The organism is Haloplanus sp., from assembly GCF_028275055.1.
In the GTDB taxonomy this organism is placed as follows: domain Archaea; phylum Halobacteriota; class Halobacteria; order Halobacteriales; family Haloferacaceae; genus Haloplanus.
Window position 1 is genome coordinate 43,680 of the sequence record NZ_JAQCNJ010000077.1, and the last position, 20,265, is coordinate 63,944.

At 62.7% G+C, this 20,265-nt stretch carries 18 protein-coding genes; 14 read left to right on the forward strand and 4 right to left on the reverse strand.

The features are described from left to right. Positions 1–157: 157 nt before the first annotated feature. A complete protein-coding gene (locus tag Q0925_RS10205) occupies positions 158–451 on the reverse strand; it encodes a hypothetical protein (RefSeq protein WP_299335008.1) in 294 nt (97 codons plus the stop codon). Between the two features lie 182 nt (positions 452–633). Here Q0925_RS10205 and Q0925_RS10210 point away from each other — a divergent pair, with 182 nt between their 5' ends. From Q0925_RS10210 to Q0925_RS10230, 5 genes are all read left to right on the forward strand, one after another. Continuing rightward, entirely contained in the window at positions 634–1,002 is a 369-nt protein-coding gene (locus tag Q0925_RS10210; RefSeq protein WP_299335011.1) for a DUF7113 family protein, read from the forward strand. Positions 1,003–1,691: 689 nt separating this feature from the next. After that, the gene (locus Q0925_RS10215; RefSeq protein ID WP_299335014.1) at positions 1,692–2,594 is read left to right on the forward strand and encodes an ABC transporter substrate-binding protein; all 903 of its coding nucleotides are present in this window, start codon (positions 1,692–1,694) and stop codon (positions 2,592–2,594) included. Positions 2,595–2,810: 216 nt separating this feature from the next. Continuing rightward, positions 2,811–3,137, forward strand: a complete 327-nt coding sequence (locus Q0925_RS10220; RefSeq protein ID WP_299335017.1) for a hypothetical protein — start codon at positions 2,811–2,813, stop codon at positions 3,135–3,137. A gap of 188 nt (positions 3,138–3,325) precedes the next feature. Then, complete coding sequence (locus tag Q0925_RS10225; RefSeq protein ID WP_299335019.1) at positions 3,326–3,982, forward strand: ribonuclease HI family protein; 657 nt, start codon at positions 3,326–3,328, stop codon at positions 3,980–3,982. Positions 3,983–4,207: 225 nt separating this feature from the next. Further along, the gene (locus tag Q0925_RS10230) at positions 4,208–4,654 is read left to right on the forward strand and encodes a reverse transcriptase-like protein (RefSeq protein WP_299335021.1); all 447 of its coding nucleotides are present in this window, start codon (positions 4,208–4,210) and stop codon (positions 4,652–4,654) included. Positions 4,655–4,836: 182 nt separating this feature from the next. Here Q0925_RS10230 and Q0925_RS10235 read toward each other — a convergent pair whose 3' ends face one another. Together Q0925_RS10235 and Q0925_RS10240 are read right to left on the reverse strand one after the other, a co-directional pair. Next, positions 4,837–5,112, reverse strand: coding sequence for a hypothetical protein (locus Q0925_RS10235; protein WP_299335024.1), 276 nt, complete (start codon positions 5,110–5,112; stop codon positions 4,837–4,839). A gap of 230 nt (positions 5,113–5,342) precedes the next feature. Next, the gene (locus tag Q0925_RS10240) at positions 5,343–5,675 is read right to left on the reverse strand and encodes a hypothetical protein (RefSeq protein WP_299335028.1); all 333 of its coding nucleotides are present in this window, start codon (positions 5,673–5,675) and stop codon (positions 5,343–5,345) included. 374 nt (positions 5,676–6,049) lie between these two features. Here Q0925_RS10240 and Q0925_RS10245 point away from each other — a divergent pair, with 374 nt between their 5' ends. The 5 genes from Q0925_RS10245 (at position 6,050) to Q0925_RS10265 (ending at position 15,777) form a co-directional block, all read left to right on the forward strand. Beyond that, a complete protein-coding gene (locus Q0925_RS10245; RefSeq protein WP_299335030.1) occupies positions 6,050–6,235 on the forward strand; it encodes a hypothetical protein in 186 nt (61 codons plus the stop codon). Positions 6,236–6,354: 119 nt separating this feature from the next. Further along, entirely contained in the window at positions 6,355–8,868 is a 2,514-nt protein-coding gene (locus Q0925_RS10250; RefSeq protein ID WP_299335032.1) for a PAS domain S-box protein, read from the forward strand. A gap of 293 nt (positions 8,869–9,161) precedes the next feature. Further along, positions 9,162–12,248, forward strand: coding sequence for a PAS domain S-box protein (locus tag Q0925_RS10255; protein ID WP_299335034.1), 3,087 nt, complete (start codon positions 9,162–9,164; stop codon positions 12,246–12,248). A gap of 772 nt (positions 12,249–13,020) precedes the next feature. Then, positions 13,021–14,163: a sensor histidine kinase gene (locus Q0925_RS10260; RefSeq protein WP_299335037.1), complete on the forward strand. Its 1,143-nt coding sequence runs from the start codon at positions 13,021–13,023 to the stop codon at positions 14,161–14,163. Between the two features lie 66 nt (positions 14,164–14,229). Then, positions 14,230–15,777 (forward strand): bacterio-opsin activator domain-containing protein, encoded by a 1,548-nt coding sequence (locus Q0925_RS10265; RefSeq protein ID WP_299335040.1) that lies wholly within the window; start codon positions 14,230–14,232, stop codon positions 15,775–15,777. A gap of 131 nt (positions 15,778–15,908) precedes the next feature. On the opposite strand, the gene Q0925_RS10270 is transcribed toward Q0925_RS10265, so the two are convergent. Further along, on the reverse strand, positions 15,909–16,487 hold the full coding sequence (locus Q0925_RS10270) for a response regulator transcription factor (protein ID WP_299335042.1): 579 nt from the start codon (positions 16,485–16,487) through the stop codon (positions 15,909–15,911). Between the two features lie 153 nt (positions 16,488–16,640). Here Q0925_RS10270 and Q0925_RS10275 point away from each other — a divergent pair, with 153 nt between their 5' ends. The 4 genes from Q0925_RS10275 to Q0925_RS10290 all read left to right on the forward strand — a co-directional run. After that, positions 16,641–16,988, forward strand: a complete 348-nt coding sequence (locus tag Q0925_RS10275; protein ID WP_299335044.1) for an ArsR/SmtB family transcription factor — start codon at positions 16,641–16,643, stop codon at positions 16,986–16,988. A 216-nt stretch (positions 16,989–17,204) separates the two neighbouring features. Further along, positions 17,205–17,546 carry an ArsR/SmtB family transcription factor gene (locus tag Q0925_RS10280; protein ID WP_299335046.1) on the forward strand — a complete coding sequence of 114 codons (342 nt, stop codon included), beginning with the start codon at positions 17,205–17,207 and terminating at the stop codon, positions 17,544–17,546. Between the two features lie 571 nt (positions 17,547–18,117). Continuing rightward, positions 18,118–19,779: an ATP-binding protein gene (locus tag Q0925_RS10285; RefSeq protein ID WP_299335049.1), complete on the forward strand. Its 1,662-nt coding sequence runs from the start codon at positions 18,118–18,120 to the stop codon at positions 19,777–19,779. A 162-nt stretch (positions 19,780–19,941) separates the two neighbouring features. Further along, positions 19,942–20,265: DUF5518 domain-containing protein (locus Q0925_RS10290; protein WP_299335051.1), on the forward strand; the 324-nt coding region annotated here is incomplete at its 3' end.

Consider the following 20,265-nt stretch of genomic DNA (forward strand, 5'->3'; position numbering starts at 1 on the left):
GTTCTCTGGCGAAAGCGGATCAGAGACGGCGTAGGCCCGTCGAGAGTGGTAGGCACGGCTCGGCGTCGAGGGGGGTGTTGGGTCGGGGTCGGAGAGGTGGCGTGCGTGTGCCGGTGTCGCTTCCTGCGACCGGTCCGTGGGTGGAACAACGCGGCGCTCAGTCCGGGTCGAGGGTGTCGTAGCGGTCCGGGTGAGTGCTGACACGGTCCGACCACGACGTCTCCGGAGGCGGGAGTACGGTTATGACTGTACGGACCCCGGCGTCGTCCGCGACAGCCACGGCGTGTCCGTGGTCGTCGATGATGATGAGTTTCGATTCGTGTTTCCGGTCGAAAAGGTCCCCGTCGGCGTCGCGGATGAATCGGCGGAATCGGGCGACGTTTCGGATGCCGAACTGCTTCAGCCGTCCGGCCCCATGGGCAGAAATCTCCACCGTGATGGCATCGCGCATGCGCGTCGGCGTTGGTTCTCTGTGGACATATCCGTCTCGGCGAACCGGGGGGCGGCCGAACGACCCGTTCTCTACCCCCGACAAACGGCGGAGCCGCCTCCGGGCGAGAGTCCCTCGATCGGACCGAGTCGACAGCCACAACTCCGTGGGACGAGTATCCCGTTTGGGGACAGAGACGGATCATGTTGCTCATCTGTGGGCTGGCCGGCGGCACCGGAACGACGGGAACGCTGTACGAACCGGACGAGAGCCCGCCGTCGTACGACGGCGCGCCGACGGTCGATGCTCCCTACGTGTGGGTGTGTGACGCGTTCTATCAGGTGGAGTCCGGCGGACAACGACTCGAAACCGACCGGGGGACGATACGGGTCGCCTTCGAGCGACCGACGGTGCGTGGATTCGAGAAACGCAAGCGGGCGGTCGCCGCTGCCAAGTCACACATCCGCGACCAGTTCTCTCGCATCGGGGTACGGGCCGACCCCGACTTCCACGTCGACACACCGGGGGCGGCTGGACACGTTCCGACCGCGTCTCGGTCGGACGAGTCCTGATCCCGTCCTCCCGGTCGCCCCCGTGGCGGCCGGCCTGTCACCGCACAGCGCGGTCACCGCCAATCTGCCGAGCCATCACACCCGGTGTCCCGGACAACACACGACACGGATTTCCGGGTCGACAGGCGCGGGTGAGCAGTCGGTAGCCCTGTCCACAGACGACTCCGGTGGTGGTTCGTGCCGGACGCGGTGTGCTATTACAGGTTCCACCGGGGTGAGCGAAGCACCGAATCCGAATCGGAAAGTCAAGCGACCGGTGATCGTGGCAGATTCAGCGTCGTGCCCCGGTGGCGTTATCGACGGCTCCACCGCTCGTCTGACATCCTCCCACGACTGAAGTCGCGGGGTTCCACGGTCACAGACCGTGCCCCGACTTCGGAAGGTTCCCCACTCGCGTCGTTCGGTGGGGTTGTGGGCCGTGCCAGTACGGCCCCCGACTCGGATAGCGGGCTTCATTTACCGCCCCGCTGGCGTGCATATCCTTACCCGAGACTCGGTAGCACAACCGACGATATGAACCGGCGTAGTTGTTTCGGTTGTTGTCGGATTCATCCCACGGCTGAAGCCGTGGGCTTTCTCCTTGAACCGCTGTAACTCACCGCGTGGGTGCGGGATTGACCCCTACGACGGTCATGGGGTTGTCTGCTGTTATGACCAACTTATATTACTCTGTAATACGGAGTTCGAATATGGACACAATCACGCTGGGACTCGAGTGGTTTCTCAATCCGGACCACATTCCGTTCGTTGTCGCGGACGAGCGTGGCTACTACGAGGATGTGGGGTTGGAACTCGACATCTGGGAGCCGCCAGAACACTACGACACGTTGGAGATGCTGGCCGAAGATGAACTCGACTACGCCATCACCGAGCCGATTCACCTGGTGCCCGAGCGCTCGGAGGGCGTCCCTGTCACGGGCATCGCGACCTTTCTGCACACTCGGGGTGGGATCCAGTATCCGACCGATCGTGGGTGGGAGTCACCGGCCGATCTTACGCCTGGTGTCCGACTCAACTATCCCGGAGCGCCGGGTCCCGGCGGTCGGAAGATGGTCGCGTACATGGCTCGACAAGCAGGTGGCGACCTGACGGCCGATGCGATCGAGCCGATCGACAACGGCTTCTACCACACCGATGCGTTGATGACTGACGACGCCGATATCGCCTTTCTCGCGTTTTACAACTTCGAGATCGTCGAGAGTCGTCACCGTGGCTTCGATGCTGCCCTGTGGGAACTTGCTGACTACGGGGTTCCCGACTTCAATCAACTCATTCTCACCGCCGCCGATAGGAAAATCGAGAACAACACCGACGAGGTGCAGCGGTTCGTCGACGCTACACAACGCGGTGTCGAGGACACTGTCGAGAACAGCGAAACGGCAGTGGACCTGTTTTTCGAGCGATATCCCGGGCTTCGGGACGAGAACCCGGATCTGATGGACAAGACCGCAGCGGCGACGTGTAACTGCTTCACACCCGACCTCTCACAGGACATCGGAATGTACCGGGATCTCGTGACATTCTGTGAGGAGCTAACTCTCTCGGAGGAGGCTGTTGAGGTCGATGTCCTCGCCGATGAACGGTTCGTCTGATAACTGCCGTGTCGTACCGATACGATCGAGACACGGTTCGATCCGATGACACCACTCGCACAACCCTCGCAATCAGCCGCTCGCGACGGGTGTCCGTGCGGCGGTGGGGGTACTACGGCCGGCGGCGCTCACCGGACACCGGCACTGATCGTGTTCCCGACCGGTCGGCGGGCGACGAAGTGATAAAACGGTTCGAGTCCGTATCCAAACCACAATATGACTCAAGAAAGGCTGGACGGAACGGACATCTCCGCGCTTCGTGAGACGTACGACCGGCTGGTGAACGAGAAACTACCCGAGGAGGCACGGAACAGTGACGGGTGGCCGATCCATCTCGACCATTGTTTCGGACGTGTTGTCCTCGATAATCTGTTCAACGACGAGTGGTACAGCCACGTCGACGGGCGTCCGGCCTACGAGAACCTGTCTGCCGAGGAGCTGAGAGAGGCCATCGAAATCGCAAACCGGATGCTAGAAAACGGGCGGCCGGTCGTCGAGAAACTGAACGAGAACTCGTTACGGTGGCGGGACACCACGGCGTAGCTGACCGTGCCCGGCGGTAGACCGTGTCGGGAGTGGTATCCACGCGCCAGTAACCAGGCGGTGCTCCGTCTTGGTGGCAGGTATTATTTCCCTCCCCCACCGAGAACGAGTATGTCGGTGTACAACCACCGAGGGGAGTCGAACGGAGACGGGGGTGGCCGGACCCGAGCGCCGAACGTGGAAGGCACATGACCGACGACACCCTCGCACGCGAGCGGTTGTCGCCGCTGGCGGTGCTCGTCGACGACGTACTCGGGACCGTCGGGTACGAGATAACGGCCGCGACCGACGCTATCGACGGCGCTGTTTCCGGTCATGGCGGCCTGTTCGAGCCGACGACTACCCGAGACGAACTGCGGCGTGCACTCAAGCAGGTGTTGGCCTCGGACCTCGGGCGGCCGCCTGTTCCGGAACCGGCGGACGGCCCACTCGTTCTCTACGTCGATGGCAGTTCGCGTGGCAACCCCGGCCCCGCGGGTGCGGGTGCTGTTATCGTGGACGCTGCAGGTGACCGACTCGCCCGTCTGGGACGGCCCGTCGGGTCTCGAACGGGGAACAACGCCGCCGAGTACGTCGCGCTCCGGCTTGGCCTCTCCGAGTTGCTAGCCCGATACGAGCCGCACAGGTTGGAGGTGCGAATCGATTCGATGACGGTCGTTCGAGACGTCTGGTGTGGGGCCGACCCGACAGAGCCGGGTGTCGAGACACACAGTGAGGCTGTCGCGTCGGCACTGGCGGCCATTCCGGACCACAGTTACACACACCTAGCCGACAGCGATCCGAATCCCGCCGACGCGCTGGCGACGGTGTGTGCCGATATCGCGGCCCTGGGCCCCGGCGTGTAGCGTCAGGTCCGGCCACATCCGGACACCGCCGGTCGGCGTGGGACGGGGCTCGGGAGCGCGACGAACCGATGTCGGGAGGGTGCACTCCACGCCACGGTGATTATCCGACTGGCACCGTAACGTCCGGTATGCATCCGCAACAGAAACCGGTGCGACCCTCTTGGCTTGCGACTCAGCGACAGGGTTTCAAACCCGCTTTGTCGGGTTGCTGAGACGGTCCAACCGATGGCTGATCTCGGCCTTTCGCTCGTTCTCTCGTTCGATGGGAGCGTTCTGTACGGGCCGGCGAACGCAACCCCTGCCACCGCGGCAATCGGCTACGTGATCTCGGCCCACGAACCGATCGTCGAGGGATCGCGGTCGCTGTCGACGTTCGTCTCTAGCACTCACGTCGAGTACCGGGCCCTCGTCGCGGGCGCTCGTGCGGTAACAAACGTTTCAGACCATCGGACGGTTGCCAGCCTACACGTTCGCGGTGATGCTGTTGCACCGGTTGAGGCGGTCGATCCTGACCATCCAACGGAGCCGAACGACGGCATCCTCCGACGGCGCGTTGAGACGGTCCAGACGATGGTCGATCCGATCCCACAGGTGAGCTATCGGACGGTTCCCCGCGCACGCAACCGCCGTGCACACGAACTCGCTCGGCGGCCACACCGGCAGTTGGAGTGAGTCTATCGTGTTCTCGCAGCGCTCTGTCGTGACCGGCCACGGAGCCGGTGTCACCGCGGGTATCCCACAATCCTGTCCCGTTTCAGAGCCCGATCCGGTCCGGTCCGGTCTCGTCACCCGTTGTCTGTCTCACAGGGTGTCACGGTGGGTCGGTGGTGCCCCGTTCGTGGCTTGTCCGTGGCTCACCGGGGTGCAACTTCGAATCGACCTGTATCGATGAGTTCGATGAATTCCGCCGGGGCGAGTGTCGTTCCGGCGGTAATAATCCGTGAGCGCCCGCCGGGCGGCCAGCCGACCTGCGTTTCGGTTTCGTACTCGGTCGCCGGCTCGATCGTCACTCCCGACCCGTCGATCCGTGACACCCACAGAACCCGGTCGTGTTCGGTGTCGTACAATCCGTCGCCGACCGTAACAGTCGCGCTTGCAGTGTCGATTGACTCCGCGTCGGAGGGTTCCACGTCTATGTGAGCCACGGGCTTGACGGGCTAAACGCTGCCGGAATCGGAAGAGCGTTGCCGATTCGCGGATGTTTCACGGGGTGAGAGATCCGGACCCGTTACAAAGGTGTTGGGTTCGTCCGTAGCCGAGGCTAACGCTACCCGGCCGAGCGATGGGCGGGCGACGACACGGGGGCGGCCGTCGGTGCGAACCGCCCCGCCCGACTCGGTTCCCGGCGCCGGAACGCCGATCACGGACACCGGAGCACCCCTTCGTAGCGGTGCCAGCCGTCGACCGTCTCCGCGTACACGTAGGCGTCGGGGGGGTCGATCCCCCACGCTCGGAATCGCCCGTCGATCCCGTCGAGAATGGTTGTCACGAACGATCCCCGGTCACGCAACGTCGATGGCGCCTCCGTATGTTCCGTCTCGTACCGACAGCAGGCGGTGCCGTCGGCTTGTGGACGAACACGAAGGCGAAGGTCGGACCGCAGTCGGACGGCAAACGGCGGTGGCGTCCCGGTGAGCACTCCCTCGCCGAAGTCATCGATGGCGTCGAGCGCCGCGTCTGGAACGTGGTTCACGACCGAGCGAAAGGGCTTCGGTGGTAAAATCGGCGTGATCTATCCGTCGACGGGCGACGCCGCTCAGGGCGCGGGGACACGGAGCGCGACGCCTCGCTACGACCGGCAGACAACGCGACCACGGAGCGAAAAGACCGTTGTAACTGTCGGTCGCGAGGGTGGGTTCTGTGATCGCGGCCGGGTAGCGCGAACGCGGCGCCTGGATCCCGGCGACAGCCCCGGAATCACAAACGACGAGGCCCAAAGGCTTGAAACTCACAGTCGAGACGGTCTCGCCGCTCGCTTGGTCCGCCGGCGACTCGGACCGAGGGAGGAGGGTCACGAGTCACAAGCCACCCGACGACCATATGTCGCCGGCGCCGGAACAAACGTGTATGTCGCTCCATCCGCGCCGTACGGTCGCGTATTTGGCCGGCGCCTGCACCGGCGGGTTTACGACCGCGGTGGTCGTTAGCGCCCGCCGTCGTGACGCCCGCGCGGTTGCGCGTTGGCTGGTGTTGGCGTTGCTGGCTGGCGCCCTCGCGGTAGTCTTCGAGGAGGCCACACCCGACGAGACCTGAACGGTCGACGACGCCGTCCGACACGGTTCATCCCCCCGTCTCCCGTGGCATATCGTCCGGTCGGGGGCGTTCTGTCCCGTGGTATTAATTACGTTCGCAACACTTAACAGGTTGTTTGCATGAACGGAAGCCGCGGGGGGAGCAAGCTTGAACTACTGGTTGCAACAACGGACCAGTCATTTGGCAGTGCGGTCGTTGATGCAGTCGAGGGAACGGGGGTAGTGTCGAGCGCGGAGCGCGTCGAACCGGTCACCGATGGTCCGATACAGCGCGACACCGACGGTTTCGACGGGGCTGTCGTCGACGGCCGGACGGCCGACGCGGCAGCCGTCGTTGAGCGTCTCACCGAGCGGGCGGGTCTTCCGGTCGTCGTCCTGAGCGAGGCGACAAAGGACGACGGCACGGTTGCCCGCGCTATCGAGGCAGGGGCGGTCGATGTCTTTCCACGGACCACAGCGAGCGCGCAGTGCGAACTCGCCGTCGAACGGCTCAGCACCGAGGGCACCCCAGCGGGGACCCGAGAAAAAGGGTCCGATCACGGGGAGGCCTACCGGACCCTGTTCGAGAAGGTTTCGGAGGGGCTGGTCGTCCACGACCCGGAGACCGGCACCATCGTCGACGTGAACGAGCGGTTCTGCGAGATGAACGGCTACGAGCGGTCGGAACTGCTCGGCGAACCGATCGGGACCGTGATGACCGAGAAGGACGCCTACGGGCCCGAGGCGGCCAAAGAGATGATCCGGCGAGGGCGTACCGAAGGTCCACAACATTTCGAGTGGCGTAACCGACACCGGACTGGTGAGACGTTCCCCGTTGAGGTCGATCTCGCGGTGATCGAACTTGACGGCAGGGAACGCGTCCTCGCAAGCGTCCGGGACATCACCGAGCGCAAGCGTCGCGAACGGGAGTACGAACAGATATTTAACAGCGTCCAAGATGCCATCACCGTCCATGATCCCCGGACCGGCGAGATGGTTGACGTCAACGACACGTTCTGTGAACTGGTGGGATACGACCGCGAAACGATACTCGAGATGGGGACGCCGGGTGTCAGCGTCGAGGAGGAGGGCTACACCGAGGAGTACGCGGAGAGGATTATCGCGGAGGTGATGAGTGAGGGTCAGAAGGGCCCATACGAGTGGATGGTGGAGACGAAAGACGGCGAACGCCGGACCACCGAGGTCGTGACAACGAAAGGCACGATCGGCGGAGCGGAACGGATCATCTCGATCAATCGGGACATCACCGAGCGCAAGCGCCGGGAACGGGAGTACGAACAGATCTTCAACGGGGTCAACGAAACGATCAGCGTCCACGATCCAAAGACCGGAGAGCTACTCGACGCCAACGACGCGTTCTGTGAGCTACTGGGACACGACCGCGAGGAGATCATCGAGAACGGTGTTATGGAGTACACCCCGAGTGGACAGGGGTACACCGTCGAGAAAGGGATGGCGTTCATCCGGGAGGTGGTCGAGACGGGTGAACCGAAACGGACCGAGTGGGCCGTCGAGACAGCCGACGGTGAACGCCGGCAACTCGAAGTCACCGGCACGACCGTAGAACTCGGTGGCGACCTTCGCTACGTCGCCATCAACCGCGATATCACCGAGCGCAGGCGTCGCGAACAGGAGTTCGAGCAGATATTCAACGGTGTGCAGGACGCGATAGCGGTGTTCGACCCGGATACGTTGGAGTATCTCGATGCCAACGAGGCCTATCTGGAGATGTTCGGCCACGAAAGCGTCAGCGAACTTCGCGAGCGGGGCGTCTCGGGGCTCAGCATCACCGAGGAGGGATACACGGAACAACGGGGCCGCGAGATTCACCAGCGGGTCGCAGAGAGCGGCCAGCCGGAGACACTGGAGTGGCAGGGCGAGACCAGCGGGGGCAAGCGTGTCTGGCTCGAGGTCAAGGTTACCCCGGCCGTCATCGGTGGCGAACAACGAACCATCTCGATTCAACGGGACATCACCGGGCGGAGGCGCCGGGAACAGCGTCTGGAGGTGTTCAACCGGATTTTGCGCCACAACCTCCGCAACCAACTCGACGTGATCCGAAGCCACGCAGAGAAGCTCGCGGACCGGGCGACCGACGGCCGCGCCGAGCGAATCATCACAACGGTCGACGACCTGGCCGAGATCGGGAGACGCGCACGACAGGTGGACCGGATCCTGTCGAAGGATGAGACGCCGACGGAAATCGACGTTGCCGAGACACTCGGGGAGACCGTCGAGGCGATGAAACCGGAGCAAAGCGATGTAACGGTGACGACCGAACTTCCGAGAGAGATGCGCCTGCAAACCGACAAGGAAAGCGTGGTCATGGCCGTCGAGAGCGCGCTGGAGAACGCGCTCGAACACGCGACATCGGCGGTGAGTGTCACCGTCGAGAACGAACCGAACGGGTGCGTTATTACGGTCGCCGACGACGGGAGCGGGATTCCGGAGGAGGAACTCATCCCCATCGAGATCGAGACGGAGAACCGTCTTCGGCACGGGAGAGGGCTCGGTCTGTGGCAACTCCGGTGGTGTGTGGACAACCTCAACGGAGACCTGTCGTTCGAGACGGCGGCGGGAACGACCGTCCGTATCACGGTGCCCGACCGGCGCGAACCGGGCCGCCCTCGTTGACACCGGCCTGCGGGGCCCGTAACCGCGTCGCCGCGTGCGGAGACAGCGCCGGCGACAACGAGAGCGGTCACACACCCCGACCCGCGGGAGCCGTCCTAACGGGGCCATACGGTGCCGAGAAGACCGGTCCGACGCCACCCGTCTCTGCCGGTTCGATGGACGGCGGTGTGAGTGGGGTCACTCGCACACCCCGGACGGTCAGTTCCGAGTCGTTCACCCGGGGCAGTTAAATCCAATTTCAGTTCTGATTCCGGTACAACAGCTTTTTGATTACAGTTACACACATGTCTACTATGTCGTCCGGTTCGCGACAGCAGATCCACGTTCTCCACGTCGACGACGAACCGGGGTTCACCGACTTGGCGGGGACGTTTCTCGAACGCGAGGACGACCGCTTCCGTGTCGAGACTGCAGTCAGCGCCGACGAGGGGTTACGGTGCATCGACGACCGCCAACCCGACTGCGTTGTCTCGGACTACAACATGCCCGGCATGGATGGGATCGAATTCCTGCAGGCTGTCAGACGGGAGTTCCCAGACCTCCCGTTTATCCTGTTTACCGGCAAGGGCAGTGAGGCCGTCGCCAGCGACGCTATCTCCGCGGGGGTCACGGATTACCTCCAGAAACAGACCGGTACCGAACAGTACGAACTGCTGGCCAACCGGATCCGGAATGCCGTCCGAGCACGGCGCGAGGCAGAACGAGCCGACAGAAAAGACGAGTTGATGCGTCTTACCGAGGTTCTCGGCGACACCGGCGGGTTCGAACTCGACGTTGAGGCTGATGAGGTTATCCTGACCGACGGCGCCCGTCGGATACTGAACGTTCCGGAACAGGAGAGCTACGATCATCAGAAGGGCTTGGAGTACTACCACCCGGACGACCGGGAGGGTATTCAACGGGCCATCGAGCGAGCACTCCGGACGGGCGAGCAGACACAAGGAACCTGGCGCTACCGGCACCCGGATGCTGACGAGCAACGGCTGTTGAACATAACGTACACGCCGGCGACGACCGACGGGGACACGACGGCGATCCGTGGGGCTATCCGCGACATCACCAGCCGTCGGGAACGCGAACGCGAACTCGGCCGTCTCCGGCAGGCCGTCGACGACGCAAACGTCGCAATCACGCTGGCCGACCCGGAACGGCCTGACCAGCCGTTGGTCTATGTCAACGCCGCGTTCGAGGAAATGACCGGCTATCGCTCCGAGGAAGTGCTCGGACGCAACTGTCGGTTTCTCCAAGGCGAGAACACCGACCCCGAGAAGGTTACCGCACTCCGCGAGGCCATCGATGCCGCGGAGCCGATTTCGGTGGAGTTGCGCAACTATCGAAAGGACGGCACAGAGTTCTGGAACCGGCTGACCATCACCCCCATCTACGACGACGAGGGCGAACTCGTCCGGTATCTCGGGACACAGGAAGACGTTACCGAGCGGAGAAGGCGTGAACGAACGCTGTCACAAACCCGTGACCTCATGACGGACATGGAACAGTTGGCCGACGTGGGCGCGTGGGAGTACGACTCGGACGCCGAAACGCTCGTGACCGACGGAGCCAATCGAATCTTCGGGCTCGAACCGGACGTGAAGCCAACTCCGGAGCAAGCGTTCGAGCGCTTCCACCCGGAGGATCGTGACCGACTCACCGACCGATTCACCGACTGTCTCGAAACGGGCACGCCGTACGAGGTTGACGTGAGACTCATCACGCCCGAAGGGGCACAACGGTGGGTTACCGCACGGGGCGAGCGGGTAGACGGGGCCGAATCCGATGGCGTCGTTCGCGGATACATACAGGACATCACCGAGAAGAAAACCCGCGAACTGCGGTTGACCGAACTGAACCGGGCCCTACAAAAGCTTTTGACAGCGGAAACCCGACAGGAGGTTGCCGACATCGGCGTCAGGGCCGCCAAGGACGTTCTGGGCTTCCGGGCGAATGCCGTCCACCTCCGTGGGGCCGACGACACGTTGACGCCAGTGGCACAGACCGACGACCTCACAGCACTCCTCGATGAGGTGCCCTCGTTGTCTGTGGCCAACAGCATCGCCGGGCGCGTCTATCGGCGTGGGGAGCCGACCGTCGTCGAAGACGCACGTCAGGACCCGGACGCCCACGACCTAGAAACCGATCTCAGAGGGCACGTCTACCTCCCGCTTGCCGATTACGGCGTTTTGATCGCCGGTTCAGAAAAACAGGCCGCGTTCGACAAACAGGATCTCACGGTCGGCGAACTGCTGGCGGGGAACCTCGTGGCAGCACTCGACCGGATCGAAAGCGAGCGGACCGTTAGCCGGCAGCAACGGCAACTCGAGTTGTTTTTCGACGAATCACCGCTCGGGGCCGTTCAGTGGGACGATGAGTTCCGCTTCGAGCGTCTGAACGAACGGGCAGAAGAGATCCTCGGATACGAGGAAGCGACGTTACGCGGCGAACCGTGGGAGACCATCGTCGCCGAGGAGGACCGTGAGTACGTGGGGACGGTCGTGGAGAACCTCCTCGACGCTGATGGTGGCACCCACGCCGTCAACAGAAACGTCCGGCAGGACGGCGAGACGAGACTCTGTAAGTGGCACAATCGTGTGGTGACCGATGCGGACGGCAGCGTGCAAACGATCATTTCGAAGTTCGAGGATATTACCGAACAGGAGGAGCGCAAACGGGAACTCAGGGAGGTCGACGGTCAGTACCAAGCACTTGTGGACAACTTCCCGAATGGGGCGATGTTTCTGTACGATACGGATCTGCGGGTCGTCCGTGCCGGGGGAAGCGAACTGCCAAACGTCGGACTGTCGTCCGATGAACTGCGGGGGACGACGCCGCACGACCGGTATCCACCCGAAATCACCGACGAACTCGTTTGTCATCTCGAGTGTGCGCTTGCCGGGGAGAGGCGGGCGTTCGAACAGGAGTACAACGACGAGTGTTATCGGGTCCAGACGGTTCCCGTCCGAACGGGCGGTGGGGAACCCACCCACGTGATGGCGGTGTCAGAAAACATCACCGAGCGGAAGGAACGCGAACTGGAACTCAAACGGTACGAGCGACTCGTCGAGAACCTCCCTGTCGGTGTTTTCAGAACGACGATGGACGGAGAGATCATCGATACGAACGAGGCGGCGACGGATATCTTCGGGGTGGAGTCCCGTGCGCAACTCCGGAGCGTGGGTGTAGAGGAACTGTACATCGACGAGTCGGACCGTAACGACCTACTCGACCGCCTTCGGGAGACAGGGCGGGTGGAAAACGAGTTACTCGCGTTCGAAACCTTGGATGGGAACCGGCGGTCCGTTCGGGCGACGATTACACTGACCGAGGAGGGGGAACGCAGCTACCTCGAAGGCATTCTTGAGGACGTAACCGACCGACGCTAACTCGAGTGTGCGTTCGTACGGAGCAAGGCGATCATCGCCGCCCTCCCGAGCCCGGTTCGGCAGGCCAGTTGAGACGGAACCACTTCTGATAATCCGAGGGAAACGTATAATAGTCCACTTACCTTTCGTTTCCGTGGCGTTGTGCTTGTACTCGCGACGCCTGCATCTCAAAGCCCGACACCCCTCACTTCACAGCGATCCTGACAAGGGTGTCCAGGGCTTCGGATGCCAAATGAAAAACCAATCGTGATAATTTGGGGGGAACCTATAAACAGACTCCGGTTTTTCATTACGATGGCGTTGTGTTCACGCCCGCAACGCCTGCATCCCAAAGCCCTACACCCTTCGCGCGACAGCGGATTCGAACCCGGTTTTCCGGGTGTTATTTTTCGGATAGGTGGAGAAAGCACACCTCAAGTCGAACGGACGCTCCATGGTCGCCAAAACCTTCAGGCCCCGAACCCCACCCGAAAACGGGCGACGTACACAGTACTGCCCCCCGCACACATGAAGAACACGAAAGAAGACGCATCGCCCGAGGCACAACATCGGTGTGTCTCGTGTTTGGATACGTCGTAGAACCTCGGAAGCGGGGGCCGCGAGAGTCCACGGAGATGTTTCTGAGTCAGAGGCAAGGGGGAATAATAAACACGTGTCCGAACCAATGGAAACGTATGAGTCGCGTTCGACTCCGTTCCCACCGGGGGGGCCCCCACCGGCCATTTGGGCCGGTGATCCCGCGACGACCGTACGGGAGGACTACGGAGGATCGATGACCGACGAGTGTACCGCGGCGATCCCGGTAGACGCGTTTCCGGATCCCGTTCTCGCATACACCGTAGACGGTCGCGACGCCCGCATCACGACGACGAACGAGGTCTTCAAGCGACGATTCGGGGACAGCTTACCCGACGCGTTCGTCTCGACGGTGTTCGAACAGTTCAGTCGTAGTGTTACGACCGGCGATCAGGATCCGATAACCCACCTCGTTCGGGGCGACCGTGTCGGGATTTACCTCGATTGGGCCGAAAACGGGGAGACGTTTTTTGTGCGGGTGATTCCCTCGGAAGGAGACGCCGGCTATCTCGTTTTTTCGGATCTGCAGCAGTGTCCCACTGTCGAGGAGATGCCCGCCGTCGATCAGGTCAGTAGCGTGATCAGTCACGACCTTCGGAACCCGCTGGATGTCGCAAAGGCGCACCTCCGAGCGGCACGAGAGACGGGAGACGCGGAGCATTTCGAGTCGGTCGCCGGCGCACACGATCGGATGGAGCGAATCATTCGCGACGTGCTCACTCTCACACGAGGGGATACCGTCGTTGACCCATCGGAGCAGGTCTCGATCGAAACCGCAGCGACGGACGCATGGCAATCGGTCGACACCGATGGGGCAACGCTGGAACTCACCGGATCACTCCCGACCGTCACCGCCGACGCCGACCGCGTTCGAAGGCTGTTTGAGAATCTGCTCCGAAACAGTGTCGAACACAACGCCGCCGACAACGGAACACGGCCCGGTGACAACGCGGGGCGCGACGCTACGGACGCACAAACACGACCCCGAAAATCGGTCGAACGAGACGCGGAATCGCCCCCGCCGAACACGGACGAAAATCGGGGGGAACGAACTCCGAAGGCCCAGGACCGGTCTCGTGGTCGAAGCGAGGAGGCGGCCCGGGAAGGTGGCGTTACGATCACTGTCGGCAGGTTGTCAGGTGGGTTCTACGTCGCAGATGACGGCACGGGGATTCCCGCGGGAGAACGGGAAGCGGTTTTCGAGCCGGGCTACTCCACGATGAACGGCGGAACCGGGCTCGGTCTCGCCATCGTTGACCGGATCATCGTGGCACACGACTGGGAAATAACGCTCACCACGGCCGACTGTGGTGGGGCACGGTTCGAGATCCGATTCTGATGTCACTGGCCGACCTTGTAACTGTGAGCGGTGAGGAAAAACTCGACCAAAGCGGCGTGTTCAACCATGGATGATCGGCTACACCGGGCACCGATCGGTGTACTCGAGGTTTCGATCGATGGGGTCGTCGTGGACAGCAACGAGGTCGGTCGGACGCTGATCGGCGAGACGGACCCAACCGGGATCCGGCTTGCCGAGGCGTTTCCCCGGTCCGTCGACGACAGTGTGTTGACCGCATTCGAAGGCGAGTCCGTCACCGAGACCGAGTTCGAGGAGTATTATCCCGGTCCCGACAGGTGGCTCGCTGTCTCCGTTGTTGCGCTCGATGAAACCGGAGCCGTCTACTTCCGGGACGTGACCGAACGGCGGCGGGAAACACGGTCTCTCCGCCGATTGCGACAAGAACGCAAACGAACGGAGCTCATCGACGACGTGCGTTCGGACATTCTCACGGCACTCGTCGATGCCACCTCGCGGGAGGAGGTTGCCGAAACGATCTGTCGGGGGCTCGGTGAGACCGGGCTGTACGAGTTCGCTTGGGTTGGAGAACGCGATATGGGACGTGACGACATCGTCGTCCGCGCCGTTGCGGGTGAGACCGGTGAAACCTTCGGGGCCGTGCGTGACGCGGTCGGTGGTGAGACGGTGACGACGCCCGAGGAACGTGCGGTCGAGACCGGTCAACTGCAGGTCGTCCAGCCGCTCACCGACAGTTCTGCGGTCCCTGAGGCGGTCCGAACGGCCGGGTTTGCCGATGGCGTCCAGTCGGCGCTGAACATTCCGGTCGTATACGGGTCGAACGTCCACGGCGTGGTCGGCGTCTATGCGAGTGGGACCGAGGCGTTCTCCGAACAGGAGCAAGCCAGCTTCGAGACGTTGGGCGAGGTAGCCGGGTTCGCGGTCACCGCGGTCCGAAATCGGAACCTGCTGCTTTCCGACAGCATCGCAGAGATCACCTTCGAACTCGGCGACGACTCGGTGCTGGTGGGGCTGAGTCGGTCACTCGGCTCGCCTCTGAGGTTGGAGGGGATGGTGCCACAGGCCGATGACGTGTTGCTCTGTTTCGTCTCGGTCGAGGGCGGCGGAATCGATCGTCTCGACCGGGAAACCGCGGGGATAGAGGCAATCGAGCGGGCGCGGGTCATCACCGAGTCCGATTCCGGGGGCACCGCCGAACTCACGATCCATGGTTCGACGCCGTTGCTCGCGATCTCCTCGCTCGGTGGCACCGTTCGACGCGCCAGTTTCGGCGATGGAACGGGACGCCTCGTCGTGGACCTTCCGCCGGACGGTGACGTTCGCCGGATCGTGGACACCATCGGTCGGGAGTACGACGCGGAGTTCGTCGCAAAGGAGGAGCGGGAACGGTCCGTGACGACCGCCCGTGAGTTTCGCGACGATCTAGACGACCGACTGACACAACGACAACGGACGGTGCTCCAAACCGCGTACTTCGCCGATTACTTCGAGTCGCCCCGGGGGAGCACGGCCGAGGAGGTCGCCGCGTCGCTGGATATCACGGGATCGACGTTGCTCCACCACCTACGTGCCGGCCAGCGGAAGCTTTTGGATGCCTACTTCGACGGTCGTGTACAGACATCCGAGCGGGAGTGACGGTGCGCTCCGGGGCGTGTGTGCAACGCTGACACCGGTTGTGCGGCGGGCGTTGTAGCTACCACCCATACACCCCGGAGGCGCCGACCGCCCGTCGTTCCGGCTCCGGCGCCTCGTGGCGCGGTCGGCCGTCACACCTCCCCGCGATTGATCTCGTCGAACCGATGGAGAATGTTCTCATCGGTCAACAGTCGTCTGGCTCTGGTTTCGAGTCGCTCGGCCCGTTCTGCCATCGCCACGAATCGCTCGTGCTCGTGATGTGTCTCGGAATTCAACTCGGTTTCAAGCACCGCTCGCTTGGCCTCGACACTGAAGTACGTCCCGAGGGTCTCGTAGGCGAGGATCCGTTGTTGCTGGTCGACAACCGAGCGAACGTCCTCACGGTCGACCGGCTTGCAGAGATAATCGTCGAACGGCATATCGAGTACCTCGATTCCGGGATCGACCGCAGTTACCATGACCACCCGCCCGTAGTAGCCACGGTCGACCAGTTCCGACAACACGTCATCACCCGACATCCCCGGCATATGACGGTCCAAAAGGACGATATCGACCGTCGTATCAGCGACCGTCGAGAGCGCGGCTTCCCCACTGTACACCGTCTCGACATCGCAGTAGCCTCGCAGTCTGAGTGCGTACGCGTCCGCCACCTCCTGCTCGTCGTCGACGATGAGTGTGCGCACATCCGTGGCGCTGTCGTTCCCTGCCATCTGTCCCGGTGTGTACATGGTGTCAAGACTGGAGACACATAACTGGTCATCTTCTCCGTCAGGGCACAGCGTCTGCGCTCCTAGAGTCTCGGCCGCCGTGGGATCTGTATACTTAGCCCCGATATCCAGTATGAACGGGGTTCTTGTAGAGGTATGTCCGTTAATCCGACCCCAAAGTCGAAGCGGCAACCCGACCGAACCGAGGACATCGACCTCTCGGCGACCGAACTGTTCGAACTCTTTGGAGACGAGTACACTCGTCGCGTGTACGAGACGATCACGGATCAGCCACGAAGCGGCCGTGCGGTCGCCGACGCAGCGGGCGTCTCGCGGGCAACGGCGTACCGTCGCCTCAACGACCTCCGCGATGCAGGTCTCGTTCGGACCGAGATGATGATCTGTGAAGACGGGCATCACAAAGAACGATTCAGGTCCGTGGACACGTCCATCTCCGTCTCCCTCGGCGATGGAATCGGAGCCATGGTCGATGTCGCGGACTGACCTCGCGTCCGCGATCGAGCCTGTGCACCACGATCGGCCGTCAACTCGACGACCGCTCGACAGCGGACCCGCGGGAGACACACGGCGGGGACGCCGCCACAACGACGACCCACACAGGAGCCACGGTCTGCATGGCTAGACTCGCTCTGCTGAGCGGATCTAAATTGGTAGCCCCCGGTTACAGACGGCCACGACACGAGCGTACTGGTAGAGACGATGACAAGTGCCTTTCCGCACCAGAGCCACGTCGACTACAGTCCTCACGAGCGAGCCGACCTCACCGTCTCCGGTGATTCACAGGCAGAGGCCCTCCAAGCGCTGTCGTCGGGAACGGCACAGGCGATTTTGGGGGCACTGGACGACGACCCGAAAACGACCTCCGAGATCGCGGAGAGAGTCGATACGTCGATACAGAACACGCACCACCACCTGCGGCGCCTCGAGGAAAACGACCTCGTCAAACCGATCGGCACGTGGTACTCTGTCAAGGGGAAAGAGATGACCGTGTACGCGCTTACCGCCGAGAAACTCGTCGTGCAGTTCGGGACCGGCGAGTAGGTCACCGTGACCGACCGCCGCGTTCGGCCACATGCTCCGGGGCCGGCACGGTCCGTCGGCGGTGGGTAAACCCGTCGAGTGGCCGAGGGGGATTCACCCGAGGTCAAAAACAGGTCGGGCGGGTGGCGCTATCTCGTCCGGTTCTCGGTCTCGGGACGTTCCGCGAGATGGGGTGAGCGTCATGATGACCGTGGTGCCGGTTTCGGTTTCGAACGATAGGTCGCCCTCCAGTGCGTCGACGCCCCACCTGAGTTGCCAGAGGCCGAGTCCACGCCGGGTTCACCCTGCCGTTGGACGGGTGCCGTCTCCCCGATGATGTGGCACCCGTTCGACACACTTCGAGGTTTCCGAGAGTGAAACACGGGGACCCCCTCTATTAATCTCGGGAACCGCCGTTTCCGTGCCCGCACAGTCCCCCAGTTGATGATCTAAGCCCGTACCTCCGCGATCACGTTCGTCGCTAATCGTGCTTTGCTCCGTGCATCGGCCCTTCGATTCCGAGACCGAATCGAGCAGCCGCCGTCGTATGCAGCCGATATAACACCCGAGTCGCCGTTCGAGAAATGAAACGATGATCGCCGGCACTACGTTAACCACGCCGACACTCAAGACGCTGGCGTCCGCCCTTTTGTGTTGGACAACCTGGAGAACGTACCGGTCCAGAGGCCGGCCCAGTGCGGAACCGTTTCTCGTGTTCTCGATGACGCTGACCGTCTGGGCAGTCGCCTCGCTTGGGGCCACGGTCGTCAGCGTTGTGAGCGTGCGCTTTCTTAGGCCGGTTTTCAACGTATTACAGTTCGGTGCCCTGCTGTTTCTCCCCGTCGCTTGGATCGCCTATGCACTCAGCTATGCCGGCCGCGGCATCATGGCGGCACGGAGGCGGATCGTGTTGCTGTTCGGAATCGTGTTACCGGTGGTGATCGGCGCGATCGCTCTCGCTAGTGATGCCCCAAAAACGCTCGTCGGACCGGTGCTCGGACTCGCGCTCGGGTGGACGGTCCTGTACGGCTTTCTGTTGGTCCTGTATGCCCTGTATGCGACGTATCTGCTGATCGATCTCAGCTGGGGCCATCCCCGGGTGTCGAGCACACAGATAACCATGCTGACAGCCAGCGTTGTGGCTCCAAGCCTGCTCTCCGTTGCGGAGGCCAATACCTCACTGGCCGGCGGCACGACGCTCGGTCTGCTCCTGTCGGGCGCTTTCCTGACCGCTGCAATACGACGGTACCCGGTGCTGACCGGGTTCCCGAAAGCCGACCACGTCGCACGGACACGCGTGGTCGAAACCCTGCAGGAGGCGCTCGTCGTCCTCGACTGGAACGATCACGTCCTCGACGTCAACGAAACGGCGGCGGAGTTGTTCGACGGGTCCACGGAGGGGATGATCGGCGAACCGGTGCGGACCGTCATCGACGGACTCGAACGGACCGAACTCCCTACAGGTGCCACGGAAACGGTCGCACTTCGGACATCCGAAGGGCGTCGACGGTTCCAGTTTACCGTCTCCGCGGTCAAGGACGCCACGACCAACGACGAGGGCAACCCCGTCGCCAGAACCGTACTTTTCAGGGACATTACCGACCGAGAGACCAGAGAACAACGGCTCGCGGTTCTCAATCGGATCCTTCGCCACAACGTGCGGAACGACCTGGATGTCGTGCTCGCGTACGCCGACCACGTCGACGACGAGGAGCTACGGACCGGCATTCGAGAGTGCACGACCGACCTTCTCGAACTGAGTAGCAAGGTCAGAGAGGCAGAAACAGTCATGACCGAGAGTACCGACTCACCGGAGTCTGTCGATCTGACTGACGTGGCTGGTGCTGTCGTGGATCAGTTCCGATCCGAGAACGAGTCGGCCGACATCTCGCTCGTCCGTCCCGACGAGGTGACTATCTCCTCTCATCGAGCCGTGCTCCGGCGGGTGCTTTTCGAGCTGGTGGAGAACGCACTCGAACACACGACAGCGGACACGCCCCGCGTCGAACTCAGTGTTCGCGAGGTGCCCGACGGGACGGTCGAACTCTCCGTTGCGGATGACGGCCCGGGAATTCCCGAGCGGGAACGAGAGATACTCGCTGCCGGAACCGAGACACAACTCGAACACGGCCAAGGTATCGGACTCTGGTTCGTCAACTGGGCCATTACCCAGTTGGGTGGGGAGATCCAGTTTCGGGAGAACGACCCCGAAGGTAGCGTCGTCACCGTCCGGCTCTACGATTCGGTGAGGTAACTGGCCGACACGCAACCGTAAAAGACGAAGACGCCCCATAGAGCAGGAGCCAGTGTATTCCGACCGTCCGAGGACGGGGACCGGTCGTGATGCACCGAACGCCACTCTTTGACCGAGCAACACCGTGACGGGATTTTTATATGGAGCGATAGATATCCCGACGTGGTTCGGATTGGTCCCCTCCAGTTGACCGAGACGTGGACGTACGGGCTCGTCGGTGGGCTACTCGCACTCCCGTTCACCGCGCTAGAAGTGTGGCACTCCCCGGAAAGCATAACGCTCGGAGCGGTCCTCGTCGGGAGCGTATTCGCCGGGTATCTGATCAAGCGACGCGGCGGGAACAGCACCGCGACCGGAGTACGAGCCGCACTTATCGGGGGAATACCGGCTCTCTGGGCGCTGACAGAACTGCTTCGGGCGATCTCGAACATCCCGAACCCGCCGTGGTTCCAAGCGGTCAGCGTCGGGATGGCACTCGCGTTCGGC